18 protein-coding genes and 1 tRNA gene are annotated in these 26,669 nt (G+C 56.9%); 8 read left to right on the top strand and 11 right to left on the bottom strand.

Translation table 11 applies throughout. From position 1 onward, the window contains the following. The first annotated feature begins 346 nt into the window (after nt 1-346). The 8 genes from AC6IY8_RS07545 to AC6IY8_RS07510 all read left to right on the top strand — a co-directional run bounded on the left by AC6IY8_RS07545 (nt 347) and on the right by AC6IY8_RS07510 (nt 16,393). Complete coding sequence (locus AC6IY8_RS07545; protein WP_497778160.1) at nt 347-3,022, top strand: PAS domain S-box protein; 2,676 nt, start codon at nt 347-349, stop codon at nt 3,020-3,022. Nucleotides 3,023-3,316: 294 nt separating this feature from the next. Beyond that, the gene (locus tag AC6IY8_RS07540) at nt 3,317-4,600 is read left to right on the top strand and encodes a sugar MFS transporter (RefSeq protein ID WP_497778159.1); all 1,284 of its coding nucleotides are present in this window, start codon (nt 3,317-3,319) and stop codon (nt 4,598-4,600) included. Between the two features lie 327 nt (nt 4,601-4,927). Continuing rightward, complete coding sequence (gene glnD / locus AC6IY8_RS07535; RefSeq protein ID WP_497778158.1) at nt 4,928-7,510, top strand: [protein-PII] uridylyltransferase; 2,583 nt, start codon at nt 4,928-4,930, stop codon at nt 7,508-7,510. An 89-nt stretch (nt 7,511-7,599) separates the two neighbouring features. Then, nucleotides 7,600-12,249, top strand: a complete 4,650-nt coding sequence (locus AC6IY8_RS07530; RefSeq protein ID WP_497778157.1) for a DNA glycosylase AlkZ-like family protein — start codon at nt 7,600-7,602, stop codon at nt 12,247-12,249. Between the two features lie 125 nt (nt 12,250-12,374). Beyond that, nucleotides 12,375-13,826, top strand: coding sequence for an NADP-dependent phosphogluconate dehydrogenase (gene gnd, locus AC6IY8_RS07525; protein ID WP_497778155.1), 1,452 nt, complete (start codon nt 12,375-12,377; stop codon nt 13,824-13,826). After that, entirely contained in the window at nt 13,823-15,394 is a 1,572-nt protein-coding gene (gene zwf, locus AC6IY8_RS07520) for a glucose-6-phosphate dehydrogenase (RefSeq protein ID WP_497778154.1), read from the top strand. Before gnd ends, zwf begins: the two co-directional genes overlap by 4 nt. Beyond that, nucleotides 15,384-16,184, top strand: coding sequence for a 6-phosphogluconolactonase (gene pgl, locus AC6IY8_RS07515; RefSeq protein WP_497778152.1), 801 nt, complete (start codon nt 15,384-15,386; stop codon nt 16,182-16,184). The genes zwf and pgl overlap by 11 nt, the downstream gene beginning before the upstream one ends. A gap of 134 nt (nt 16,185-16,318) precedes the next feature. Then, nucleotides 16,319-16,393: transfer RNA gene (locus AC6IY8_RS07510), tRNA-Asn, on the top strand. A gap of 115 nt (nt 16,394-16,508) precedes the next feature. On the opposite strand, the gene AC6IY8_RS07505 is transcribed toward AC6IY8_RS07510, so the two are convergent. From AC6IY8_RS07505 to AC6IY8_RS07455, 11 genes are all read right to left on the bottom strand, one after another. Next, nucleotides 16,509-16,985 carry a VOC family protein gene (locus AC6IY8_RS07505; protein WP_497778151.1) on the bottom strand — a complete coding sequence of 159 codons (477 nt, stop codon included), beginning with the start codon at nt 16,983-16,985 and terminating at the stop codon, nt 16,509-16,511. A 317-nt stretch (nt 16,986-17,302) separates the two neighbouring features. Then, the gene (locus AC6IY8_RS07500; protein ID WP_497778150.1) at nt 17,303-17,845 is read right to left on the bottom strand and encodes a 4Fe-4S binding protein; all 543 of its coding nucleotides are present in this window, start codon (nt 17,843-17,845) and stop codon (nt 17,303-17,305) included. Between the two features lies 1 nt (nt 17,846). Next, nucleotides 17,847-18,833, bottom strand: coding sequence for an NADH-quinone oxidoreductase subunit NuoH (nuoH, locus tag AC6IY8_RS07495; RefSeq protein ID WP_497778149.1), 987 nt, complete (start codon nt 18,831-18,833; stop codon nt 17,847-17,849). Beyond that, the gene (locus AC6IY8_RS07490) at nt 18,830-19,987 is read right to left on the bottom strand and encodes an NADH-quinone oxidoreductase subunit D (RefSeq protein WP_497778148.1); all 1,158 of its coding nucleotides are present in this window, start codon (nt 19,985-19,987) and stop codon (nt 18,830-18,832) included. Before AC6IY8_RS07490 ends, nuoH begins: the two co-directional genes overlap by 4 nt. A gap of 2 nt (nt 19,988-19,989) precedes the next feature. Beyond that, nucleotides 19,990-20,538: an NADH-quinone oxidoreductase subunit C gene (locus AC6IY8_RS07485; RefSeq protein WP_497778147.1), complete on the bottom strand. Its 549-nt coding sequence runs from the start codon at nt 20,536-20,538 to the stop codon at nt 19,990-19,992. Further along, on the bottom strand, nt 20,535-21,065 hold the full coding sequence (locus AC6IY8_RS07480; protein WP_497778146.1) for an NADH-quinone oxidoreductase subunit B: 531 nt from the start codon (nt 21,063-21,065) through the stop codon (nt 20,535-20,537). The genes AC6IY8_RS07485 and AC6IY8_RS07480 overlap by 4 nt, the downstream gene beginning before the upstream one ends. After that, nucleotides 21,029-21,421, bottom strand: coding sequence for an NADH-quinone oxidoreductase subunit A (locus AC6IY8_RS07475; protein WP_497778145.1), 393 nt, complete (start codon nt 21,419-21,421; stop codon nt 21,029-21,031). The genes AC6IY8_RS07480 and AC6IY8_RS07475 overlap by 37 nt, the downstream gene beginning before the upstream one ends. Nucleotides 21,422-21,584: 163 nt before the next feature. Further along, nucleotides 21,585-22,988 carry an NADH-quinone oxidoreductase subunit N gene (locus tag AC6IY8_RS07470; protein WP_497778144.1) on the bottom strand — a complete coding sequence of 468 codons (1,404 nt, stop codon included), beginning with the start codon at nt 22,986-22,988 and terminating at the stop codon, nt 21,585-21,587. Between the two features lie 2 nt (nt 22,989-22,990). After that, a complete protein-coding gene (locus AC6IY8_RS07465; protein WP_497778143.1) occupies nt 22,991-24,559 on the bottom strand; it encodes a complex I subunit 4 family protein in 1,569 nt (522 codons plus the stop codon). Nucleotides 24,560-24,588: 29 nt separating this feature from the next. Next, nucleotides 24,589-26,403: a Na(+)/H(+) antiporter subunit D gene (locus tag AC6IY8_RS07460; RefSeq protein ID WP_497778142.1), complete on the bottom strand. Its 1,815-nt coding sequence runs from the start codon at nt 26,401-26,403 to the stop codon at nt 24,589-24,591. Continuing rightward, a complete protein-coding gene (locus AC6IY8_RS07455; RefSeq protein WP_497778141.1) occupies nt 26,400-26,660 on the bottom strand; it encodes a hypothetical protein in 261 nt (86 codons plus the stop codon). Before AC6IY8_RS07455 ends, AC6IY8_RS07460 begins: the two co-directional genes overlap by 4 nt. Nucleotides 26,661-26,669 lie beyond the last annotated feature (9 nt).

Here is a 26,669-nt window from a genome sequence, read left to right as displayed (position 1 = left end):
CGCATGTCTCTGCCGCTGAAAAATTCTTAGTTCATACCCAAAGGATCATGCAAATCAGCGATCCCGATTGGGAGCAATTCTAGTTCCATCTGATTACGCTCTGAGCCGCATGAAATCAGGCACAAACAGGTGCAGATCGCGTGTGCTCGGACTATAATCGCGGTATTGCCGGATTAGGATAACTGCCTGATTCTTGTCGGGGTTGCCCGAATTGTCTATCGATCACAGCAGAGAAGGATATGCGCAAGCGGCTGGGTACCGTTACGGAGTACTGTTGCCGATTTACGGTGCTATGGCGGTTGCAATCTGCGCTCTTGCCGGCTGGGTTTTCTTTCCGGAAAGTTTCGTGCGGATCTTTTTATCCGTTGGGTATGTAAAGCCAACTTCCGCAATCGGACTCTTCTGTCTCGCGACGTCGTTGCTGCTGATCGATCACTCACGTTGGCAGGCTCGCATTGCGTCTCGCGCGTTTGCGGTCTGCGCCGTCATAATCGGCATCCTGATTTCACTGGAACATCTCACTGGTTTCGATCTGCACATTGATGGAGTATTGTCTTTTGCCTCTGCCAATCTGCAGATTCACCGCATGTCTCCGGTCACAGCGCTGAACTTCGTTCTGCTGGGATGTTCGATTCTCCTGATCGATACATACATCTTAGGGTTCCCGCCTTCGCTCATCCTGACATGGGCTACGAGCTGTCTGTCGTTTGCCAGCCTCACGTGGTATGCCTACGACCGCAGCAGCCTGTATCGGTTGCCGATGTTCTCACAGGTTTCGCTTCCCACGGCGTTTGCGTTTCTGCTGTTGTGCCTGGCAATCATGTTCAAGCGCCCGAAGCGAGGCATTGCTGCAATTGTGCTAAGCCCGGAATTGGGAGGAAGAACTGCTCGCCGTTTGTTGCCGGCTGCGATCTTTATCCCGTTTTCAGTCAGCTTGATCATCCTGAAGATGAACCAGGCGGGAAGTTATGGCACGGCGGCGATGGTATTCCTCTTTGTTGTGGCGCCCATCGTGGTATTTGTGCCTTTAGTCCTGATCAGCGCGTCGTTGCTCGACCGGATTGAACTTGAGCGCAAACAGAGCGAAAGTGAACTGAGGATCAGTACGGAACGGTTGGCGAGTGTTGTTGGCTCAGCAATGGATGCCATCATCACGCTCGACCATAATTTAAAGATCCTTGTCTTCAATCAGGCTGCCGAGAAGATGTTTGGCTGTTCAACTTCCGATGCTATCGGCAAGCCTCTGGGTCGCTTTCTCCCCGAAAATGCCCGGGCGCATCATTCGGAAAAGATCATTCAGTTCGGGCAATCTGGAAGCACTACACACTCAATGTCCTCACCCGGAGTACTGATGGCATTGCGCGCCGATGGCGAAAAGTTTCCAATCGAGGCGACGATCTCTCACGTGCAGGTTGCGGGACAGATGCTGTATACGGTGATCCTGCGGGATATAACCGAACGCAAACACGCAGAAGAGAAGTTAAAGGAAAGCGAAACGCGATTCCGCTCCATTTACGAGCAAGCTGCCGTAGGAATCGAGCAGGTATCTTGTGATGGACGCCTGCTGATGGTGAACTCTGCCTTGTGCCGCATGCTTGGTTACAAGGAAAGAGAGTTGCTCGGCAAGAAAACCGCAGAGATCACTTACACCGACGATCTTGAACGAGAGATTGCTCTTTTTGAGACCACTGTGCGAAACGGGGGACAATCCTACGAAATTGAGAAGCGCTATCTCCATCACGACGGCTCCACTGTTTGGGTCAATGTCACTTCGTCCGTGGTAAGGGACCAGGCAGGAGAGCCGGTTTGTCGGATCTCGGTCATCCAAAACGTAACCGAGCGCAAGCGCACAGAAGAACAGTTGAAGCAAGCTCAGAAAATGGAAGCCATTGGCCGGCTCGCTGGCGGAATGGCGCACGATTTCAATACGCTGCTGAATGTGATTCTTGGCTACTCCGAGATTCTTTTATCGGAGCTTCCCCCGGGAGATATGCGTCGCGAGCGAGTGTTGCAGATTAAGAACTCCGGCACAACTGGCGCAATGCTTACGCGGCAGTTACTCGCGTTCAGTCGCAAGCAGTCGATTGCTCCGGAAGTGATGGATTTGCGCGATGTCGCCTCAAAGCTGACTCCGCTGCTCGGACGTCTGCTGAGGGACGATATTGAGCTGAATGTGAAATGCTCTGAGGAGCCATGCACGGTCAAAGTTGATCCTGGTCAGGTGCAGCAGTTGGTGCTGAACCTGGTGGCCAATGCCGGAGATGCGATGCCCAATGGCGGCCAACTCAGCATAGAGGTGAGAGCGGTAGAGATAGGGGAGGAGTACATTCAGCATCATCCCATGTTGAGTGTTGGAACCTATGCGCTGCTCGCCATCAGCGATACGGGAATAGGGATGGATCCTGACACGGTGGCCCACGTCTTCGAACCGTTCTTCACCACAAAGGAATCGGGCAAAGGCACAGGGCTAGGGCTCGCTACCGTCTATGGCATTGTGAAGCGAAATGGCGGCGATATCTGGGTCTACAGTGAGCCAGGCGTCGGCACCATTTTCAAAATCTATCTTCCGCTCTGCAGTGAGCCTGTAAAGCAACTGGATTCAGCCCATGCTGCGGGCAAGAGAATTTGCGGAGGAGAAACGATCCTGCTCGTGGAGGACTCGGCTGCGCTCCGCGAACTGACCAAGGTGATTCTTCTGCGCGATGGATACAACGTGCTGGAAGCAGAGGACGGCATCGCCGCACTGGAGATATCGGCTAAGTTCCAAGGGCAGATTCAGCTGCTGCTCAGCGACGTGGTGATGCCGCGTATGCGGGGGCCACATCTTGCGCGCCTGATACTTGCGCAACGCCCGGCGACTGCGGTGGTGTTTCTATCCGGCTATACCGAGGAAGTGATCGCCCAAGCAGATGGGGTCTCCGGCTTTACGTTGGTTGAGAAGCCCTATACGGCCGAAGTGCTGCTAAGGGCGATCCGGCAGAAACTCGATGAACGCTCTTCCCGAAGCGCCGCAAGCGCCTGACCCCTTTCCCATTCCAATTCCCAAAAACCTCTCCACAGTTTGTACTTAGCTATGTGCTGAAATGCTTTGCTTGTCCTACAATGTGAGTGCTTTTGCAAGTCACACGAAAACACTCACAGGCCCGCAGAGGTCTGACTGAAGAAGCGAGACTCGACACAATGGCAATCTTGTCTGTTCAGTCGCAGATCGTCGTTGCACCACCGCAGGGGTGCGCGCATGCTGATGCATTTCATTCGCTTCTTTTCGGGAAGTTTGAGCTTTAGGACACATTCAAAGGAAGCGGGGAACAAGCTAATGGCAACACAGATAGAGGCACCGATCACATCACGTACGCCCAGCTACGTTGGCCCTTTTATCACCGTTACCGGCCTATACTTCATCTTCGGATTTATCACGACACTTAACATGCAGTTGGTTCCGCACCTGAAATCGGTCTTCAATCTGACATGGTTGCAGGCAGCGTTGGCAACGGCTGCATTCTTTACGGCATATTTCGTTTGCTCCGCTCCAACCTCCAAACTGATCGACGCCATTGGCTACAAGAAGACGATGGTGGTTTCGCTGCTTGTGCAGGTGGTTGGCGCATTGTTGTTCCTTCCTGCGGCGAGCCTTCCAAACTTCTGGTTGTTCCTGGCTGCGGTCTTCGTTGTAGGCGGCGGTGTCGCGGCTCTGCAGACCTCGGCGAATCCCTATGTTTCAGCTCTGGGACCTGAATCCAGTGCCCCTGTCCGGCAGAATCTCGCGCAGGCCTTCAACTCGATTGGCGCAACGCTTGCGCCCATCGTGGCTGGCGCCCTGATCTTGAAGCACAATGTTGTGTTGGATGCTGCTACGTTGGCTCAGAAGACGGCCGAGGAGCAACTGGCATACAAGGTCATCATTGCGAGCACGGTCAGAACGCCTTACCTGGTGATCGCGGGAACTCTCCTGTTGCTGGCGGTGGCGGTGTCTTTTGCCAGCCTGCCGACCATTGCGGCAGCCGCGAAGGATAGCTCGCAGAAGAGCACCGATAGCATTTGGAGCTTCCGTCACACGGTATTGGCGACGATTGCCATTTTCCTTTATGTCGGAGTTGAGGTTGGCCTGTCACAGTTTATGATTGGCTACTTTGGTCTGAAAGAACTGGGTGGCCTTGCCGCGGCAACCGCAGCTGGCTTGACTGCTTACTACTGGGGTGGCGCGCTGGTTGGGCGCTTGCTCGGTTCCGCTGTGTTGACCAAGGTGAACGCAGGCTTGTTGCTTGGACTCTTCGGACTGCTTGCGGCCGGCAGCGTGGTGTTTTCGGTTTGCACCACCGGCCATATCGCGATTTGGAGCCTGTTGCTTTGTGGGTTCTTCAACTCGATCATGTTCCCCAGCATTTTCGCCTTGGGCATTGCTGGCTTGGGACCGATGACAAGCAAGGGATCGGGTTTGATCATGACGGCAGTCGTGGGCGGAGCGGTGGTTCCCGTGATTCTGGGCGGTCTGACGGACGCGTTTGGATTCCGCGCTTCTTCGATTCTGCCCGTGTTCTGCTATCTCTTCATTGCCTTCTACGGATTCGTAGGCCACAAGCCGACGAAACGGCTGGCTTAGATCGTTGGACTACAGACCGGACCCTTCCGCGTGCGGGAGGGTTTCGTTTTTGTGATTTATGACCGCTACTGACATCCAATGCTGAACCTATCGTTGTTACAATGCTTTGCAACGCATAATCCTGCCGCATAGGTTCCATAAGAATTATCGATTTCCATCCCCGCTCACAACCATCTATTTATGGTTGGGGTTGTTTGTCGATGGAAGCGTTCGCGCGCAAGGGCAAATGGTTTTCGGGAACGCGAACTGCCGAGGATCGCTGCAATCGTGGAAGCACTTCTGGAGTTCTGTTCTTCCTGGGCAAGTATGCCGGGATGAGGATTTTTGATGATACCGGGGATAGCGCAAAATCTGAAAGCCGAGTACCTCGCTGGCACAGAGCGTTTGCAGCTTCAGTTTGAGCGCACACGATCCGGGCGCGCCGTACTTCAGGGACGCACCGAGTTAGTCGATTCACTGACTTTGCAGTTGTGGCGGCATCACATCGATCCTGACCTGAATGGGCCGGCTGGGATCGCGCTGGTTGCCATCGGCGGCTATGGTCGTGGCGTGCTCGCGCCGTACTCAGATGTGGATCTGCTGTTCCTGAGCGATGGAGAAGGCCCGGCGGCGGAACGAAAAGATGCGATCCGTTCCATGTGCCAGGACCTCTGGGACATGCGTTTGCGGCTCAGTCCCACGACTCGCACGCTTGAAGATTGCGATCGTCTTCACCGCGACAATCCTGAGTTCAACATATCCCTGCTTGATTGCCGTCTGCTCGCCGGCGACTATGGATTGTTCCGGCGATTGCACGACCAGGTGATTCCGCGCTCGGTACTGCGCGATTGGCAGGAACTCGTGCTGTTGCTGGCCGAAGTGAACGAGGCGCGCCATCATGTCGCGGGCGACACGATCTTCCATCTTGAGCCGAACATCAAGGAGGCGCCTGGAGGACTGCGAGATTACAATGTGTCCTGCTGGCTGGCGCTGCTGAACGGATTTTCTCGCGCACGCGAATGGAAGAGCCCCTTTGACTACTTCCCGGCGTCCTTGCGCGATCGTGCACAAGAAGCGCGAGACTTCCTGATTTCCGTGCGTTGTTTCCTGCACTATCGCGCCGGACGCGATGATAATCAGCTTAGCTGGGAAGCGCAGCAAGCTGCTGCCGAAGCTCACGTCGGGTTCGATGGCGGTTCGGATGCCGCGGAATGGATGCGCTACTACTATCGACAGGCGCGAGTGGTCAATCGCCTGTTTACTACGATGACTGATGAAGTTGTGCCTGCCCGCTCATCGTTGTTTCAGCAATTCCAGAACTGGCGCTCGAGGCTCTCTACCGATGAGTTCTCATGCGTGAATGGGCGCATTTTCCTGCAACAGCCGTCGTCGCTGACTTCGCCGGAACACTTCTTCGACTGCTTCGAGTTCGTCGCGCAACATGGTCTCCGGCTGGCGGCCAGCACCGATATGCGCATTGAGCAGGCGCTGCCGATGATTGCTGCAAGAGAGTTGAGCGGTACACAACGCTGGGCCGAGCTGCGAGAGATTCTGATACGCCCTTATGCAGCACAGGCACTGCGCACAATGCAAGAGCTTGGCGTGTTGAGTATTTTGCTGCCGGAGTTCCGCAGCGTGGAATCGCTGGTCATCCGCGACTTCTATCATCGCTACACAGTGGATGAGCACACGTTCCGGGCCATCGAATCGATTCACGAACTACGCTCCGAGAAAGCAAAGAATGAGAAGCACACGCTGGCAAGTCTGGCCAGTGAGATCGAGCGTCTGGATCTGCTGATGCTCGCACTTTTGCTGCATGATCTCGGAAAGGCAATACCGAGCGACGACCACGTGAGCGCCAGCCTCGAGATTGCGATTAAGGTGTGCCGCAATTTCGGCCTTCCTCCAGAAGACGAAGACATGGTGTGCTTCCTGGTTGCTTATCACCTGGACATCTCCGCCGTGATGCGCCGAGACATCTTTGATCCCGAAACGATCCAGGGACTAGCAAAGCGGCTGGGCAGTCCTGAACGGTTGCGAATGTTGACGCTGCTTACGTACGCTGATATTGGCGCGGTCAACACAAACTCGTTGTCTCCGTGGAAAGCTGAGAATCTTTGGCGCGTGTATTTCATTACGGCCAATCACATGAATCGCACCGTGGACGACGATCGCTTCCATGAGGCTGGGCATGATGAGCAGGTTGCGCGCGTTCGGCTGCTGGCTCCGCAGCTTGGACGTAGGCTTCGCGATTTCCTGGAAGGATTACCGCAGCGCTATCTGCGTTTGCATTCGGCCGATGAAATCATTCGCGACGTTGAGATGGCGTCGCAGTTGAAGAATAAGCCTGTGCAGACGAACCTTAAGCGCCTTCGCGGAGACTTCGCCCTCACGGTCATTACGCACGATCGGCCCGCGTTATTCGCGACCCTTGCGGGCGTCCTGGCTGGCTGGGGAATGAACATTCTCAAGGCTGATGCATTCTCGAACGATTCGGGAGTTGTGGTGGACCGGTTTATCTTCACGGACCGTTTCCACACCCTCGAGATGAATGTGCAGGAGTGGGACCGGTTCCAGAAGAGTTTTAACGACGTTTTGAGCGGAGCCGTGCCGCTGGAGAAACTGGCAAATAAGCGGCTCGGGAGTAGCAGCAAGCCTCCCAAGGTGAAGGTCGAGACCAGTATCAACTTCGATCAGAACTCCTCGAGCCACAGCACGGTCGTTGAGGTGATTGCACAGGATCGCTCCGGTCTTCTGCACCGTATTGCTGCCGTAATCGCAGAGTGCGGGTGCAATATCGAGATCGCGCTCGTCGATACCGAAGGCGAAATGGCAATCGACACCTTCTACCTCAGGATCGGCGGAAGAAAGTTAGCCTCAGAGGAGTGCTCTCAAGTGAAGGCCGCACTCGAAATGGAACTCGACTCCTAAGCTCCGCGCGCGCACTCGTGCATCTACAGTTTTGAGCTTAGACTATCTCAGAACGGATGCGCGCCTCGAAATCCAATCACGAACCTGCCGTGTCTAGTAACAGTGACGCGATGGAACCGTTTCATCCCGCCGTTCGGCAATGGTTCGCCTCCCACTTCACATCGCCCACTCTTGCGCAGCGGCTAAGCTGGCCTGCCATTGCAAGGGGAGAATCCACACTGCTACTTGCGCCGACCGGAAGCGGTAAGACTCTGGCTGCATTTCTGTGGTGTCTTAACCGGGCTATGTTCTCGCCGCTTCCTGAGAAGGCGAAGCGCTGCCGAGTGGTTTATATCTCGCCGTTGAAGGCGCTTGCGGTCGATGTGCAACGGAACCTGCGCACTCCACTGGAAGGCATCGCCGAGGTGGCAGCGCAGCGCGGGGATTCATTTCATCGGCCTGCGGTTTTTGTTCGCACGGGTGATACTCCATCCGGAGAGCGTGCGAAGTTTCAACGCATGCCTGCTGACATTCTCATCACCACGCCCGAATCGTTGTATTTAATGCTTACCTCGAATGCGCGCGAGGCGTTGCGCTCAGTGGAGACGGTGATCGTGGATGAAATCCACGCGCTTGTGCCTACGAAGCGCGGAGCGCACCTGGCGCTCTCGCTCGAAAGGCTGGAGAAGCTCTGCGGGAGACCCCTTCAGCGGATTGGACTCTCGGCCACGCAGCGCCCGTTGCAGGAGGTTGCGCAATTTCTGGGTGGAGTGGAGCAGGTTGAGCAGCCGGCGGTGCGTGCTCAGGAAGCGTTGGATGAAAGTGTCGAGATAGATGCCTCTACTCGGTATCGTCCGGTGACGGTGCTAGATGCGAGTGCTCCGAAGCAGCTTGAACTGAGTGTAACAGTGCCGGTTGAGGACATGTCGAAGCTGGGTGAATCGGCGCTTCGGGCGAATGGAGGGAGTGCCGTTCCGGGTGGTCAATCGATCTGGACCTCCATTCATCCCGAGCTACTCGAACTTGTGCGCACACATCAGTCAACGCTTATCTTTGTCAACAGCCGTCGCCTCGCAGAACGTATCTCCGGAGCCCTCAATGACCTTGCTGGAGAAACGCTTGTGCTGGCACACCATGGCAGCGTGGCTCCGGAGCAGCGCAAGGAAATTGAAGATCGATTGAAGGAGGGGACGATCAAGGGGCTGGTCGCTACATCGTCACTTGAATTAGGAATTGACATGGGCGCAATCGACCTTGTGGTGCAGATCGAGGCGCCTCCGTCGGTAGCGAGTGGCATGCAGCGCATCGGGCGAGCAGGACATCATGTCGGCGGCACCAGCAATGGCGTGATCTTCCCAAAATTCAGAGCCGACCTGCTGGCGTGTGCCGCTGCAACACGTGCAATGCAGCAAGGCTTAGTGGAGGCCGTGCGCTATCCGCGCAATCCGCTCGATGTGCTCGCGCAGCAAGTTGTTGCGATGGTTGCGATGAATGCGGTTTCAGCGACGGATTTGTTCGACACCGTGCGGCGAGCGGCACCCTTCGCAGGGCTCTCGCGCGAATCCTTCGAGAGCATTCTCGATCTGCTTTCAGGACGATATCCGTCCGATGAATTTGCAGAGTTGCGTCCGCGTATCACGTGGGATCGCGTAAGTAACAGGCTCACTGCGCGCGAGGGTGCCCAGCGCATCGCGATCGTGAATGGTGGCACCATACCGGATCGGGGACTCTATGGGGTGTTTCTCGAAGGCGCTAACAAGCCCATCCGACTCGGGGAACTCGACGAGGAGATGGTGTTTGAGAGTAAGCCGGGCGAGGCGATCATACTCGGCGCGTCTACGTGGCGCATTGCCGAAATTACGCACGATCGGGTGCTCGTGACACCTGCTCCAGGCGAGCCAGGGAAGATGCCGTTCTGGCACGGAGACAGTATCGGACGGCCAGCGGAATTTGGAAGACACATTGGTGCACTCACGCGCGAATTGATTGCAATGCCCGCGCAAGCGGCGTTTCCGCAACTAACGGAAGAGCACGCGCTTGAGCCGAATGCAGCGGAGAACTTGTTGCGTTTCCTGCGCGATCAGCAGGTCGCAACGACCGTCGTCCCGAGTGATGAAGACATCGTGATAGAACGCTGCCGTGATGAACTAGGCGACTGGCGCATCTGTGTGCTCTCGCCTCATGGCAGCCGTGTTCATGCGCCGTGGTGCATGGCCGTAGCCGCAGAGCTGCGCGAGGAGCTTGGGATCGTCCCCGAGACGATGTGGGCTGACGATGGATTCGTAATCCGGCGTCCGGAGAGTGATCGCGCACTTGAGGCAAAGGAATTGCTGCCATCGTCAGCCGGCATTTACGACCGAGTCATGCGCCAGCTCTCGTCAACGGCATTGTTTGCGGCACGCTTTCGAGAGAATGCAGCTCGCGCTTTGCTATTGCCGAAGCGCAGGCCTGGTATTCGAACGCCATTGTGGCAGCAGCGAAAGCGTGCGGCAGACCTGCTGAATGTTGCAGCACGCTACTCGTCATTCCCCATGCTGATGGAGACGTATCGCGAATGCATTCGCGACATTTTCGATTTGGCCGCGTTGACCGATCTGCTGCGGCGGGTCGAAAGCGGTGCAGTTCGGGTAACCACTGTAGATTCCGAGAAGCCATCACCGTTCGCGGCATCGCTGCTTTTCAGTTATGTCGCCAATTACATCTACGACGGCGATGCTCCGCTGGCGGAGCGTCGTGCGCAGGCTCTCTCGATCGATCAGTCGCAGTTGCAGGATCTGCTTGGGGATGCAGACTATCGTGAGCTTCTTGATGCGAGTGTAGTGCAGGAAGTCGAAACGCGTCTGCAGTTGCTCGGAGGCGAGCACCCGGCCCGGAACGCCGATGGTATTCACGACCTGTTGTTGAGACTCGGTGACCTGAATGCCGAGGAGTTGCGCGCCCGATCTGCAAGTGATGAGGCTCTTGAGCATGTTCAGGAACTGTTGAGCTCGCAGCGTGCGCTGCTGGTGACGATTGGCGGCGAGCAGCGTTTCATTGCGATAGAGCATGCGGCGCAGTATCGCGACGCGCTGAACGTGGCATTGCCGGAGAATGTTGCGGAGACATGGCTCAAGCCACAGCCGAACGCATCCATTGAACTGCTCAGCCGCTACGCGCGCACCCATGGACCGTTCGCTGAACAGGATCTATGGCAGCGGTATCAGGTTCCGAAGCAAACAGCTGAGGCGGCACTGGCTGAGCTTGTACGCAGTGGAAGGCTGCTCGAGGGTGAGTTCCGGCCCGGTGGCGCACATCGCGAGTGGGTGCATCCGGAAGTGTTGCAGCAGCTCCGGCGCAAGACGCTGGCGAAATTGCGAAAGCAGATCGAGCCACTCGAGCCGTACGCACTTGGCGCTTTTCTGCCGCGCTGGCAAGGAATTGGCAACAAACGTCGCGGACTCGATCCGTTGCTCGACGCTATCGAGACGTTGCAGGGGGTGGCGCTTCCTCTTTCCGAGTGGGAGCGGGAGATTCTGCCAGCGCGCATCAGGGATTATGACCCGAGTGATCTCGATGCCTTAATGGCTGCGGGCGAAGTTGTGTGGGTGGGGCGCGGTCGAGTGGGAGAGCACGACGGCCGAGTGGCGCTTTACATTGCTGAAAATCTGCAAGCGCTGCTGCCACCGACTGCCTTGCAATCAGCTCCTGTTCTTGAAGGAAGAGCAAAGCTGATATGCGACTTCCTGGCGGAGCGTGGTGCTTCGTTCTTTGCAGCGATCCATGAGGCTGCAGGCGATGGATTCTCGGGCGACACAAACGACGCGCTTTGGGAACTGGTGTGGCAGGGCGTGGTCACCAACGACACGTTTCATGCTCTTCGCAGGTACCTCGGGCAGGAGCGCGAAGGCCGCGCGCGAAGAACAAGCGATTCCGCGAGGCCGGGCTCTGTGGAGTTTCTGAAACAGTTTCGCGCACGCTCAAAGGGCGGAGCAATGGCCCAGGGCAGGTGGTCGCTGGTACGCTCGCGAATACCCAATGAGCCGAGCGTGACGGAGTGGAGCGCGAGCATGGCGCAGCAACTGCTGCTGCGCTATGGCTTGGTTGTGCGCGAAATGGCAGCGGCGGAAGATCTGCCAGGAGGGTTCAGTGCGTTCTATCCAGCGCTGCGGCAAATGGAAGAGCGCGGGTGGATTCGACGAGGCATGTTCATCTCCGGGCTTGGGGGATCGCAATTTGCGACAAACGCGGCAGTAGAATCGCTCCGGGCAAGACGTGCGTCTCCGAAGAAGAGGGCCGTCATGCTTGCTGCCGTGGACCCGGCGAATCCGTACGGCACATTGCTACCGTGGCCGCGCGTAAACGATGGGGCAGAGGACGGGGAACGAGAGCAGCAGGGAAGCGGAGCTCATGGCATGTCCCGAAGCAGCGGAGCAAGTGTGCTGCTGGTGGACGGTAGGCTTGTCGCTTATGTTCGACGCGGCAATCCTGCAATCAAACTGTGGCTACCGGAGTCCGATCCGGAGCGAACGGATGTGGCCAGAGTTACAGCGCAGGAGCTTGCGCGTGTTGCCATCGCGAGACAATCTCCACGCTCAGGATTGCTCATATCCGAGATCAACGGGCGACCCGCAAGTGAGCACTTTCTCGGCAGTTTTCTCGAGCAAGCCGGGTTTGCAATTACCGCACTCGGTTACCAAATGCGGCGTATAAACATTATGGTGCAGTCCGACGAAGAAGAGGATGAGCAGTCCAGCTCTGATGAGCGGCATGAGAGCGTCTGACGTTTGTGACAGTTCGTGCAATCTCGATTGAATCCCTTGGCCTGTTTTCGGAATCTTTCATAGCAGTAGCGCATGGTGGTTGCTGAGGTGCGCTGGTCGTTGTGACAAAATCCACTGGAGAATGCATGTCAACAATCTCCGCGACAAAGCTGGCGCAGTTTGGAGTGATCGGCCTTGGAGTCATGGGCCAGAATCTTGCACTTAATATCGAAGATCATGGACAGAGCGTAGCCGTATGGAATCTTGAACCGGAGTGGGTGAAACGCTTTGTTGACGCAAATGAAGGAAAGCGGATCATCGGCAACACTGATTTGGCTCAGTTCGTACGCTCGCTCGAGCGGCCTCGCCGAATGCTGATGATGATCAAGGCTGGCGATCCGGTTGACCAGATGCTTGAGCGCATTGCGCCTCTGCTTGAAGACGGCGATATTCTCATCGACGGCGGAAACTCATTCTTCAAAGACACGCAAAGACGTGAAGCAGCGATGCGAGCACGCGGCCTGAACTTTTTTGGCATGGGAGTTTCCGGCGGAGAAGAAGGCGCGCGAAATGGTCCATCTCTGATGCCCGGTGGCGACGAAAATGCCTATAAGCACGTGCAGAAAACGCTTGAGGCAATCGCAGCGAAGACTTCATCTGGCGCGTGCGTAACGTATGTCGGCGCTGATGGAGCCGGGCATTACGTCAAGATGGTGCACAACGGAATTGAGTACGGCGACATGCAATTGATCGCCGAAGCCTACGATTTGTTGCGCCATGCACTTGGGCTCTCTGCACCGGAAATCGCAGAGATTTTCGCTGAATGGAATCGCGGTCCCCTCGCATCTTACCTTATCGAAATCAGCGCGCAAATCTTGACGGCCATTGATCCCGAGACAAAGAAGCCGCTCGTCGATGTAATCCTCGACAAAGCCGGGCAGAAGGGAACAGGGAAGTGGACGGCGCAGATTGCGCTCGACCTCGGTATACCGATTCCCACGATCTCCGCGGCACTCGATGGACGCGCGCTCTCAAGCATGAAAGACGAGCGAGTCGCAGCAAGCGGACAGTACAAGCGAACTCCGGGACGCTACTCGGGCAATGCAAAGGAACTCATCAACTCAATCAGTCATGCGCTGTATGCCAGCAAGATCTGCTCTTATGCGCAAGGCATGAGCCTGATTGCAGCTGGCGCAAAGGAATGGAATTGGAAGATCAGTCTGCGCGAAATTGCCCGCATCTGGAAGGGCGGCTGCATCATCCGCGCTCTCCTGCTCGATCCCATCATGCAGGCGTTTGATCGCGATCCTTCGTTGACCAATCTGCTGCTGGATGGCGATTTCCAGGCGCGTATTACTGAGTCGCTGCCAGCGTGGCGCTCCGTGATTGGAGTCGCGTCATCGCTTGGAATCCCTGCTCCAGCATTCTCGGCATCTTTGGCGTATTTCGACGCATACACTGCCGCCAATCTTCCGCAGAATCTTACGCAGGCACAACGAGACTTTTTTGGTGCACACACTTATCAGCGAACTGATCGTCCCGAAGCAGGATTTGTGCATTCGGATTGGAACGCGCTGATCAACAGGAGCAGTCGATGACACCTGTAATCGAAGCTGAAGTTTCGCAAAAACTGCAACGCCCGGCATTGCCCGGAGCTGATCCTTGTACGCTGGTCATTTTTGGCGCCAGCGGAGATCTCACGCGCCGCAAACTGATTCCTGCGCTTTACGACCTGTGCGGCGTTGGATGCATGCACGCACGCTTCGAAGTAGTGGGCACGGGCAGAACTCAGATGACCGACGATCAATTCCGCGAGTCGATGAAAGAAGCCGCGAAGTCGTCGAAGGATGTGCGCAACTTCAATGAAGAGAAGTGGCAGAAGTTTGCGAAACGCCTGCGATATGTCGTCGGAGATCCGTCGAAGAACGAGTTCTATTCTGAACTGCGGTCTTACCTTGAAAACATGCAGCAAAACGGGTCGAGTCCGAATACGCTGTTCTACGTCTCGACTCCGGCTTCGCTGGCGGGCGAAATTGTCTCAGGTCTGCAATCTGCAGGTCTTAACCACGGTGAAAAGGGATGGTCCCGCATCATTCTCGAGAAGCCTTTTGGACGCGATCTAAAGAGTGCACGAGCTCTAAATGAGGCCGTGCTCAAGGTTTTCGACGAGAAGAACATTTATCGTATCGACCATTATCTCGGCAAAGAAACAGTTCAGAACATTTTGGTATTTCGATTTGCCAACTCGATCTTCGAGCCGGTGTGGAATCGCAACTACGTTGATTACGTGGAGATCACGGCCTCTGAGCGTCTCGGTGTTGAGGGTCGTGCCTCGTTCTACGAAGAGACAGGCGCGTTGCGCGACATGGTTGCCAATCACATGTTGCAACTCGTAGCGCTTACGGCGATGGAGCCGCCGATAGCTTTTGACGCCGATTCGGTGCGTGAACAGAAAGTGCAGGTATTTCGCAGCATCAGACCGATGTCGATCGACGAAGTCGCGGCGAACACGGTTCGGGGACAGTATGGTCCGGGACACATCGGCGGCGAAGCCGTCCCGGGCTACAGGCAGGAGCGTGGAGTGAAGCCCGACTCCGTGACCGAGACTTTCGCGGCGCTGCGGCTGAACACCGAGAACTGGCGCTGGGCCGGAGTTCCGTTCTATCTGCGCACGGGCAAGCGCCTGGCGAATAACGTTACGGAAATCAAGGTGCACTTCAAACCGACTCCGCAGGCGCTTTTCGCGGAAGCCGATCGCGGCAGCATTGGGACAAATGTGGTGAGCTTGCGTCTGCAACCTGACGAGGGGATTTCGGTGTCGTTCGGCGCCAAGCGGCCCGGCACTCACATGAGCACCGTTCCGGTAATGGCGCGATTCTCCTATGCGGATGCATTCGGCGGTAATACGCCGGTCGCCTATGAAACGCTTATACTCGATGCGATGAGAGGCGACGCTACGCTCTTCACACGTGGAGATGAAGTGGAATCGGAGTGGAAGATCATTACGCCCATTGAAGAAGCATGGGCACAGCTTCCCGCGCCAGTGTTCCCCAACTACGCGGCGGGGTCCGAAGGTCCTGCCGAAGCGAGTCAACTGCTTGAGAGTGCGGGCCATCAATGGCTCTCTATTGCCGACAATCGCAAGGAACTGGCCGATGCTGCCTAATCGATTTCACCTTCGTGGGGCGGAGATACTGGTCGGCGTCGATGTGGATGAGACTATTCGCATTGCCGCAGGGCAGTTCGCCGCCCTTATGCGAAAGACTGCCGCCGAAGGCCGAAAGGCATCGGTCGCGCTTTCCGGAGGCAGCACTCCTCGTGCCCTGTTCCAGGCCTTGGCAGCTCCGCCATTCGCCGCGCTAGTGCCTTGGAAGTCGATTCAGTTCTTCTGGGGCGATGAGCGAAACGTGCCTCCTGGGGATAAACAGAGCAATTACGGAATGGCGCGAGAACTGCTGCTTTCTCGTGTGCCCGTGGAGCCTTCCAATATCCATCGCATACCAACAGGGGACGGAACGGCCGTGGAAGCCGCCGACGTTTACGAGCGCATTCTGCGTGAAAAAGTACCTGCGATGAACGGGCTGCCCAGGTTTGATTACATGCTGCTGGGACTGGGGACGAATGGCCACACAGCATCTCTCTTTCCCGGTCGTCCGACGGTTCAGGAATCCACGCGTTTGGTGGTTGCGGATCACGTGGACGAAGTGAACTCCTGGCGTGTGACACTCACGGCTCGGGTGATCAACAACGCAACGCAAATCACGTTCCTCGTCGTCGGCGAGGATAAGGCCGGGGTCGTGAAACGTGTGATCGAAGGCGAACGTGACCCCCAGACCACTCCTGCCCAACTGATTGTGCCCGCTAATGGCGCGCTCACGTGGGTATTGGATTCCGCCGCAGCCGGACAGTTGTCGCGGCCAAAGGTGACTGCGGAACCCGCAACCACGGAGAATTAGCTAAGAATTAGCGTATGGAAAACATCAATCGGCAGAATTCCACAACTTTCCACGATTGAGCGTTTGACGTTCGGGTTCACCGCTGGTTAGAATCTTCTTGTAACTCAATGAAAGACGCGCCAGCGTCGCCATACTCCTCAGTAGCTCAATGGCAGAGCATTCGGCTGTTAACCGAAGGGTTGTAGGTTCGAGTCCTACCTGAGGAGCCATTCTTTTGTCCGCCGGTTTCGCCCATCTTGATATTCGCTATCCATTCCCGTTAAGTTCAATTACCGTTCTCAACCTCAGTCACTCACGATGTGAAGCGCAGACGCTGCAAGGTAATCATCCGCGTCGCGCGGCCTCGATAGCGGCAACATCGATCTTTTTCATCGACATCATGGCTTCGAATGCGCGTTTTGCTTCAGCGCCGCCAGCTGAAAGCGCATCTGTCAGCGCGCGTGGAGTGATCTGCCACGAGAGGCCCCAGCGATCCTTGCACCAGCCGCACGCGCTCTCCTGACCGCCATTGCTGACGATTGCGTTCCAGTAGCGGTCTGTCTCTTCCTGGGTGTCCGTTGCGATCTGGAAGGAGAAGGCCTCGCTGTGCTTGAACGCGGGGCCGCCGTTGAGTCCGAGGCATGGGATACCTATCACGGTAAACTCGACCGTTAGAACATCGCCCGCCTTGCCGTTCGGATAATCCGCGGGCGCCTTGTGGACGGCAGTTACTTCACTGCTTGGAAAGGTGGAGGCGTAAAAGCGCGCCGCATCAAGTGCGTCCTTTTCGAACCAGAGGCAAATCGTGTTCTTTGGTTTCATCCCTAGATCTCCATTTGAAATTTAAGCCAACTCTGCTTATCGACTCTGCGGCTTCAAATCTGAACAAGGTGACATTCTATTCGCCATGTAAGAAGCTCGGTGTTCACGTCGTATAAATTTTCAGATAAATCACCTCAGTTGCACGATTACATAGTGCATCGATAAGGGCGTGTTTTCAGAGGGTGTGGTGAGAACACAGCAGATCTAACGATGAGGCGCTTAAGAGGGGTGAAGCAGAAACGCAGGCAGGGAAGAACGAAAAAGCAAACGATCTTGGCCGGGCTCTTCAATCAACCCCGGCCAAGATGAAAGAGGATTTACTCGTTCGCTGAAGGGCTCTGCTCGACGGGCTTGCTGCGCAAATACTCTGCAGCTTTGGCACGCAGCATTCCGATGAGGTCCATCTTGAACTCTTTGCGATCAGAGCTCACGCGATATGCCTCGTTGGAGTAGCGTAGCGCATTGTGCGAACAGGCTTTCACACATTGACCACAGAGGCTGCAAAGAGAAAAGTCGAGATTGAACTGAGCTGGAGACTTTGAGCCCTTTTGCGGAGCCGGTCCCATCTGCACAGTCTCGCTGGTTTCCCCTTCCTTGGCGGGAATCGGGCACAAAACGTTCAAGCAACTGGAAGGGCATGCCTTGGCGCAGACACCGCAGGCAACGCACTTTGGCGTGTCCGGGGCGTCCTCCTTGCCGACAAGCTCCACGTGCCCCCGATAAGTGGACAGGTTATCCACTTCCTGTTGGGGATAGATCACGGTGATTTTGGGGGCGCAAAAAGCCCTTCCAGTAATGCCAAGGCCTACTGCCAAGCTCTTCAATCCCATCAGGACGTTGTTAACCTTTGCAAGACTCATATCATGCTCCCAGACCGGCGACCACAACGGCCAGTGCTAGATCAAGCAGGGCCAGCGGGGTCAACCATTTCCAGCTGATGTTCAAAAGCTGATCAAAACGCACACGGGGGAAGGTCCAGCGCAGCCAGATGATGAAGAACAAGATGCAGTAGATCTTCAGGAGAAACCACCAGACTCCGGGCAGGAATGGTCCGTGCCAGCCGCCCAAAAACAGTGCAGCAGCTACACCCGAGACGATCACCATGTTGGCGTATTCGGCGAGGAAGAAAATGCCAAAGCCCATGCCTGAGTATTCGGTATGAAAACCTGCCGTAAGTTCAGACTCGGCTTCAGGCAGGTCGAACGGGGCGCGGTTGGTTTCGGCTACGGCGCACACCAGGAAGATGATGAAAGCCAATGGATTCTTGAGCGCGTACCACTGCCAAGGCCAGCCGCCCTGGTGTCCGGCAATGGCATAAAGGTCCAGCGACCCGGCGCAGATGGCAACGGCCATTACCGAGAGAAGCAGCGGCACCTCGTAAGCTACTGCCTGTGCAACTGCGCGGGCGGCGCCGAGGAGACTCCACTTGCTATTGGAACTCCATCCCGCCAGGCAGAGCGAAACCACTCCGAGGCCTGAGAACGCAAGGATGAGAACCAGTCCAAGGTTTGTCGGTAACGGGTTGAACCGAGCATCGAAGGGCATAGGGAGGAAGCAGACCGTGACTGGAGCAAATGCCAGCAACGGAGCGGCCCAGAACAGCATTTTGTCGCCAGCAGCCGGAGTTACAAGCTGCTTTCCCATAAGCTTGACGGCGTCGGCCAGAGGCTGCAGCAGTCCCTGGGGCCCGACATGGAGCGGGCCGGGCCGATTCTGCACATAGCCGGCCACCTTGCGCTCCACCCACACGAGGACGAGCGCATTGAGCCCGATGAAAGCGAACATGAGCACCAGCCACAGCGCCAGACGCGCTGCCGGATGGGCGAGTAGAGAAAAGAAGGCGTTCATCGGTCGATCTCCGGAATAACGAGGTCAAGACTGCCCAGTATCGACACGGCATCGGACAGCAGGGTTCCCCGGGCTAGTTCGCAGAAAAGGCTCATGTTAGAGAATCCAGGCGCGCGCAGCTTGACCCGGTAGGGCTTGACGCCGCCGTCGGAGCGGACATGCACCAGAATCTTGCCTCGTGCGCCTTCCACGGCCATAGTGGCCTCGCCCTTCGGAGCCTTGAAGATCTTTGGCACTTTCGCCGCGACAGGGCCCTCTGGAAGATTAGTCACAGCCTGCTCGATGATGTCGCAGCTCGTCTCAAGCTCGTCAAGACGTACTCGGTACCGAGCCATTGCGTCACCTTCTTTGTAGGTGGGCACGCGGAAGTCAAAACGATCATAGACGCCGTACGGCTCGCTCTTGCGAACATCGCTCGCCACACCGGAGCCGCGCAGCACTGGGCCTGTCGCGCCGTAACGTCGCGCAACATCCACAGGGAGTTCGCCGATACCTTCGCACCGTCCGCGCAGGATCACGTTGTCCGTAACAAGATCGCGATACATCGGCAGCCGAGAGCGCAGCCGTTGCACGAAACTCATGCAACGTTCGCTGAAGTCAGTCGGCACGTCATCGTAGACTCCACCGATGGTGAAATACGAATACGTCAAGCGCGAACCAGTCACCGCTTGGAGAATGTCCAGAATGTGCTCACGGTCGTCGAAGGCGTACATCACGGGTGTAAACGCGCCCAGATCGAGCAGGTAGGCGCCCCACCATAGCAGATGGGAGCCGATGCGGTTGAGCTCGGTGACTGCAACACGGATGTACTCGGCGCGTTCGGGAACCTGGATTCCAGCCAGACGCTCTACTGCGCCGGCATAGGCCCAGTTCCAAGCCATAGCGTGCAGGTAATCCACTCGTCCCATGTTGGGCATGAACTGAATGTAGGTGCCCCGCTCAGCGATCCACTCGTGCATGCGATGGACGTAGCCGAGGATGGGTTCAGCCCGCAGGATATACTCGCCCTCAAGCTCCAGCATGATACGCAACACACCGTGAGTCGAGGGGTGCTGTGGACCCATGCTGAGAATCATCTTGTCGTCGGTGGGACCCGGTTCAAAGCGGGAAGCGGAAAGATCGCCGCGCATGGTAATGGGATCCAAGGTCTTCATGGCTACTCCTTCGCCTCGGCGACAGCCGCAGGAGGTGGTACTTCAGGCTTTGCGGGCTTTGGCGCTTCGGGTTGGGCGAGTCCGACCGCCACCAGCCAAGGTTGCGGCATAACATCCACTAGCCCCTTGCGATCCTTTTCCGCTTTCACCAGCGGATGTCCTTCGAAGTCTTCGGGCAGCAACAGATAATGCAAATTGGGATGACCGGTGAAGTCGATTCCGTAGAAGTCGAAGCACTCGCGCTCGTGCCAGTCGGCTCCGGGATAGATGGCTGAAATGCTCGGCACTTTCGGCGCGTCATGAGGCACCATCACTCGCAGCACCAGGCGATTCTTTCCCTCGAACAAACTGAAATGGTAGGTAATCTCGAAGCCTTCCTTCAGATCCGAGGCGGTGACGTCCTCCAGAAGGTAGCCTTCTTTGTCCAGGATGGCGACCGCGTCAAGAATCGTCTCCGGGGTGAGGCTAACCGAGGCCACGACACCCGTGGCGGCATAATCCATAGCCACGATGTGCGTGGCATTCGTGGCGGCGAGGAATTCGGGAATCATCGCTGGCCTCCCGCAGGTTCTGGCCACCAACGCCGCCCTGTTACCTTCTCCTGGATGTAGAAGAGACCCTCGAGAAGAGCCTCGGGCCTTGGGGGACAGCCGGGAATGTAGATGTCCACGGGAATGATGTTGTCCACGCCTGTAACCACGTTGTACTGGCCTTCGATTGCAAAGGGGCCGCCTGAGATCGCGCAGTTGCCCAAAGCTATGACAAATCGCGGAGCAGGCATCTGCTCATACAGCCGCTTGACGACAGGTGCTAGTTTCTTATTCACCGTGCCGGCCACAATCATGAGGTCGCATTGGCGAGGCGAGGGACGGAACACCTCGAAGCCAAAACGGGCCATGTCGAAGCGGGCCATGCCTACTGCCATCATTTCGATAGCGCAGCATGCAATGCCGAACGTCATGGGCCAGATGGACATAGCTCGGCAGATGTCAACAAACTTCTGAACCGCCGGTACGGCCACCAAGGGCGGTTCGACCGTACTTACGGTTTTGAGGAAACCTGAATCTTGCGGGGCCATGTGAATACTCCCTTGCGCTTGAAATACAGGACAGCGGCGGCCAACACCGCGATGAAGATAAGTAACTTGATACTCGAGCTAAAACCCTGAGGTGTGCCGTAGAAAGCCGCCACCGGAAACAGGTAGAGGATGTCCACTTCGAACGCCAGGAAGATCAGCGCGTACAAGTAGTAGTTGACGCTGAACCGTCCCCAGGCCTGTCCATGAGTGGGCACGCCGCACTCGAAGGGCTCGCCCATGGCTCCGCCCGATGCCCGGGGCGCCAAGAGCACACCGGCCATCAATGGTCCACTGGCGAATAGCAAGCCGCCCACGAAAAAGAGCAGAATTGCCGCTTGAAACCAGCTAAACACCATACGACCCTTCCTCCTTTGCCTTAGCGGTGGTGATCTGCATCACTAGATACTGTGATACTCGCTGAAGGCTTTGGTGAGCACTGATTCTAGTCACATGCTCATGTGATTCGTATCACGTTGGCGCTCAAGCAACTCTCGCCGGACGCCTTTATCTTTCGCCCGATTACGGATGCAACGCTGCTGCAGCCCTTGCAGCCAAGCCGTAAAGCGAGGCGGGGAGCATACCTACGAGCAACACGATCGCAGCCAGCACGCCACCCAAGACGAGATGGCCCCTGGATAGATTGAGCGCCGGAGCCTCGGACTCGCCAGTGTAGGCATGGCGTACCATGCCGAGATAGTAGTAAATCGAGATGGCTGTGTTGAGTACGGCCACGATCACCAGCCAGTGGTAGCCTTGGTCCCATGCGGCCGATAGCAGTAGCAGCTTACCCGTGAACCCAACCGTGGGTGGCAGGCCGACTAGTGCGAAGGCCGCAATTGCCAGAATCATGGCCAGAGCCGGCCCGCGGCGGTAGAGACCATCCAAATCATCGAGTGTCGGATTTTCACCGCATTTCGAAATCGCACACACGACATAAAAGCAGGCTAGATTCATGAGAATGTAGGCCAGGCCGTAGAAGCTGGCGGCGGCCAGTCCTGCAGCCGAACCAGCAGCCAGACCGAGCATGACATAGCCGGCGTGAGCCACCGACGAGTAGCCCAGCATGCGCTTAAGGTCGCGCTGGACGAGGGCGGCCAGATTGCCACCCGTCATGGAGAGCGCTCCAAGAACAGCGAAGAGGTTCGTCACTTCCATGCCCGGGGTGAACAGGGCGGCCAGCCGCACGAGCACTACAACAGCGCCGAGCTTTGGAATGGTGGCCACATATGCAGCGGTCTCGTTTTTCGCACCCTGATATACGTCCGGGCACCAGAAGTGGAAAGGAAATAGCGCTAACTTGTAGAAGAATCCGGCCAGAAAAAGGGTCAAGCCGATGACCGCGAGAGGCGCGTCAGCGAATCTCCAGGACGAGGAAGCCAGCACCGCAAGATACGTCGTGTGCTTGCTGGCCATGATGTAGGACAGACCGAAAAGCGAGATCGCCGTTACGGCTGCGCCGAACATGATGTACTTTATGCCGGCTTCGGCGGCGTGCCGATCTTTGCCTCGAATGGGGATCAAAGCGTAGAGGCTGTAGGCGGAAAGCTCCAGGGCCAGATAGAGCGTGATGAGCTCCACCGATGAGGCGAGCAGCATGAGTCCCCAGGCAGAAACGCCGAGCAGCATGAAAAAGTCGGGGGTGAAGTCCTGGGAATCACGTTTGCCCGCTGCGATGCCTGCCACAATCGCGAATCCAACAGAGATAGCGAGTTTGAAGAATTGCGATAGTCCGTCCAGGGTGTAAACGCCGAACAGTATCTGACCGCGCACGCCGAGCGACAGGGCAGCGATGGCCACGCCAACGATAGCCGCCCAGGGCAACCACGAGAGCACGGACCGCTTCAGGCCGCTCAGGCTGGCTACGAACAGCGCGAAGACAGTGGCGAGAAGCCACAGTTCAGGCAAAAGCTTGGTCGTGATCATGGTCACGGACGCTCCTTCTGAATTTGGTCACGACCATCCGCCACGGTGGCGGCAGGCAGGTGCAAACGTTGCGCAGCGTGTGGGTCCTCGAGGGCAAGAGCCAGGTTCTTGGTCTTCATGGTGGCAAGGACGCGTTGGATTGAAGGTTCCATGGTGTTGATAGCCAGCGATGGGGCGAGACCGATGTAGAAAACAAGAGCAGCCAGCGGAACCAGTGTCGCCCACTCGCGCACACGCAGATCCCACCACGACGGCTTGAACGAGCTGGGAGCGCCCCAGGTCACTCGCTGTAGCAGTCGCAGCATGTAGGCTGCTGCCAGCATGGCACCCGGTACTGCGGCGAAGCCGACCCAGACATTGCCTTTGAAAGCGCCGATGAGAACGAGAATCTCGCCAATGAAGCTGTTAGTGCCGGGGAATGCCAGCGACGAGAACGAGAACAGCCCTAGCAGGAACATGAACGCCGGCATGTGTTTGCCCAAGCCTTGGTTGTCCGCGATCTCGCGGCTATGGCTGCGCTCGTAGAGCAGGCCCACCATCATGAACAGGCCGCCGGTGGTGATGCCGTGGTTCAGCATTTGAAGGATCGCGCCCGAGATGCCGCTCACGCTGAACAGGAAAATGCCCAGCGTCACGAAGCCCATGTGTCCTACCGACGAGTAGGCGATGAGTTTCTTGATATCTGTTTGCCCAAGCGCTATGCAGCCGCCGTACAGGATCGAGGCGATGGAGATGGCGATCATGACCGGCGCGGCAACGACTGAAGCCGCGGGAGTCAATGGCAGACAGAATCGCAGGAAACCATAGGTGCCCATCTTCAAAAGGATGGCGGCGAGAAGCACGCTACCAGCGGCTGGAGCTTCCACGTGTGCTGCGGGCAGCCAAGTGTGGAAGGGGAACATGGGAACCTTGATGGCGAATGCCAAGGCCATCGCCAAGAAGGCCCATATCTGGAACTTGAAGGAATAGCTCTTCTCCATGAGCTCGGGGATGGAGAAGGTGCCGCCAACGTGGCGGAAAGCTACGATCGCCGCCAACAGTAATGTTGAGCCTGCGAGTGTATAGAGGAAGAACTTGATGGACGCGTAACGCCGACGCGGGCCTCCCCAAACGGCAATCAGGAGGTACATGGGAACGAGCATCGCTTCCCAGAAGACATAGAAGAGCACGAAGTCGAGGGCCGCGAATACTCCAATGCAGGCCGAGGTCATCAACAACAGGCAGAAATGGAACTCCTTCACGCGTTTGCTGATGTATGTCCACGACCCGAGCACACAAAGGGGCAGCATGAGCGCGGTCAGCAGGACCATGTACAGACTTAGACCGTCCAAACCTAAGTGGTAGGTCATGCCCAGCGCGGGGAGCCAGTCGGTCTTTTCCTCGAATTGGAAGGCGGCACCGTGGGGAGCATAGGAGAACAGCGGCACACACAGCAAGCACTCAAGAATGCCCGCCACCATGGTTATCAGGCGTATGGTCTTTTCCTGGCGCAGAAACAGCAGAACTGCGGCCGCCGCCAAGGGCAGGACGATCAGCATCGTCAGCACAGGAAAGCCGAATTGCATCGTCATGTAATCAATCCCTCAAGAGTTCGGCGAAATTACTTCACAAACCAGACAACCACGAAAATGAGCAGGCCCAAGCCCACGGTAGCCGCCAGATAGTCCTGCAACCGACCGGTCTCGGTTCGAGCAATGGCGGCGCCACCGTCTTCGCGCACCGCGCGAGCCGAGCCGTCCAACACGCCGTCAATCACCTTGCTGTCGAAGATACTGGTGCCGCGCCCGATGCCAAGTAATCCTCGCAGGCCGACGCGGGCGTAAACCTCGGTCCAGACGTTATCCACCGCCGCAGCTGGAACACTTACGAGCTTGATAAAGCCGCGGCCTATCAGTCGATACAGGAAGTCAAAATCAAGATTCCGGCTGGGATGCGGCGGGATAATTCGGCGCATGAGGTAGAACCCAAGGCCCGTGAATCCGAGCAGCAATGAGGACTGGAGCACATGCCATGGTGTGTAAGGCGTGTACTCCGTGGGGAACGGCAGCAGTTTGTAGAGCGTTCCGGGGAAGAGTCCGATGAAGAGACAGAGCAGAGAAGCAAGGCCCATGCCGAGATACATGTTCCAGGGAATGGGCTTCAACGGCATGTCGCTCTTCGGCTTGGCCCAGAATGCGAAGTAAGGGAGCTTGATGCCGACCGAAAGGAATGTGCCCACGGCCGCGAGTTCCATCGCAAGCGCAAGCCAGATGTGATGATCTTCGGCCGCGCCCGCGATTGTCATCGTCTTACTGACGAAGCCATTGAACAGCGGCATGCCCGAGATGGACACGGCGCCAACCATGTAACCGATCATGACCAGCGGCAGCCGCGTTGCGAGCCCGCCGAGTTCTGTGAGCTTAGCCGTTCCCGCCGAGTAGAGCAGACATCCGACGCCCATGAAGAGCAGGCCCTTATACAGAATGTGGGCGTAGGCGTGGGCACAGGCTCCGTCCACGGTCATCGCGGTACCAATGCCGATACCGCAGACCATGTATCCGACCTGGGACACGATGTGGTACGACAGGATGCGTCGGGCGTTGTTCTCGATGGTGGCGTAGAACACGCCATAGAGACACATGACGCAGCCGCCGATGGCGAGTAACTCGAAGCCAGCGAAGCCGCGCGCCAGGACATAGACCGCGGTCTTTGTCGTAAATGCGCTCATGAAGACCGCACCCGTGACGGTGGCTTCGGGATACGCATCAGGAAGCCATGCGTGCAGGGGCACGAACGCGGCATTCACCAGGAAACCGAGCAGGATGATGTAGTCGAAGTAGCGAGCCGCGTCGGGGGCCACGGCCGTAAATGCGAAGGTTCCAAGTGCTCCATGGCGCAGGAGCAGACCAGCGAGCAAGAAGAGTCCGCCGAAGATGTGGAACAGGAAGTAACGGAAGCCTGCAGCCGTCGAAGAAGGTGTACGGCGCAGCCACACAAGGAACACAGAGCCGATACTCATGAGTTCCCAGAAGATGAACAGCGTCAGGTAATCTCCGGCAAACACGCTGCCGAAAGCTCCAGCCACATAGAGGCAGGCCGCTATGTGCTGTGCGCGATCCTGAACGTGAAGGGCGTAGATGAATCCGATCAGAGACTGGATGGCGAAGACGTGGGCAAAGACCAGTGAGAGTGTGTCGACCCGTCCCAAATGCAATGTCTGGCCGAGATAGGAGAGAGTCGCCAAGTCGCGCGGTCCGGAGTTTGTCAACGTCAGCGAGACCACGACTGCAATTGCCATCACCGGCGGTACCAGCAGCAGCCAGCGCCAAGTCTGGTAATGGCTGTTCTTGAGGAACGCCATGATCACGGCCAAGACCAGAAAGCCAATTGCCGGATGCAGGAAGAAGTGGATGCCGAGATGCTCAAGACCGGTCATTTCGAATCCTCCTCGGGCTGAGCCAGTATGGGGTAAACAATTTTCTTGAGCACTACTACCATCACGACTGTTCCGATCAAGGCGAAGAGGGCCCAGAATCCAGGTAGCTTTTCCGCGGCGAATTCAGGCTCGTGCGGTCTGATGAGGAGGTTAAGCAACACCAGCCCCGCCAGCACGATGTAGAGCAAGGTCTTGAACGCCCCTGATCTCTCTTTAGCCGTTTCCAGCCAACTTCCTAATGCTTTAGGTTCCTGCATCGCGTTCTC

It is taken from the genome of Koromonas soli, from assembly GCF_059726265.1.
Note: the sequence above shows the minus strand (reverse complement) of the source record. Positions and strands in the feature narration are given on the sequence as shown.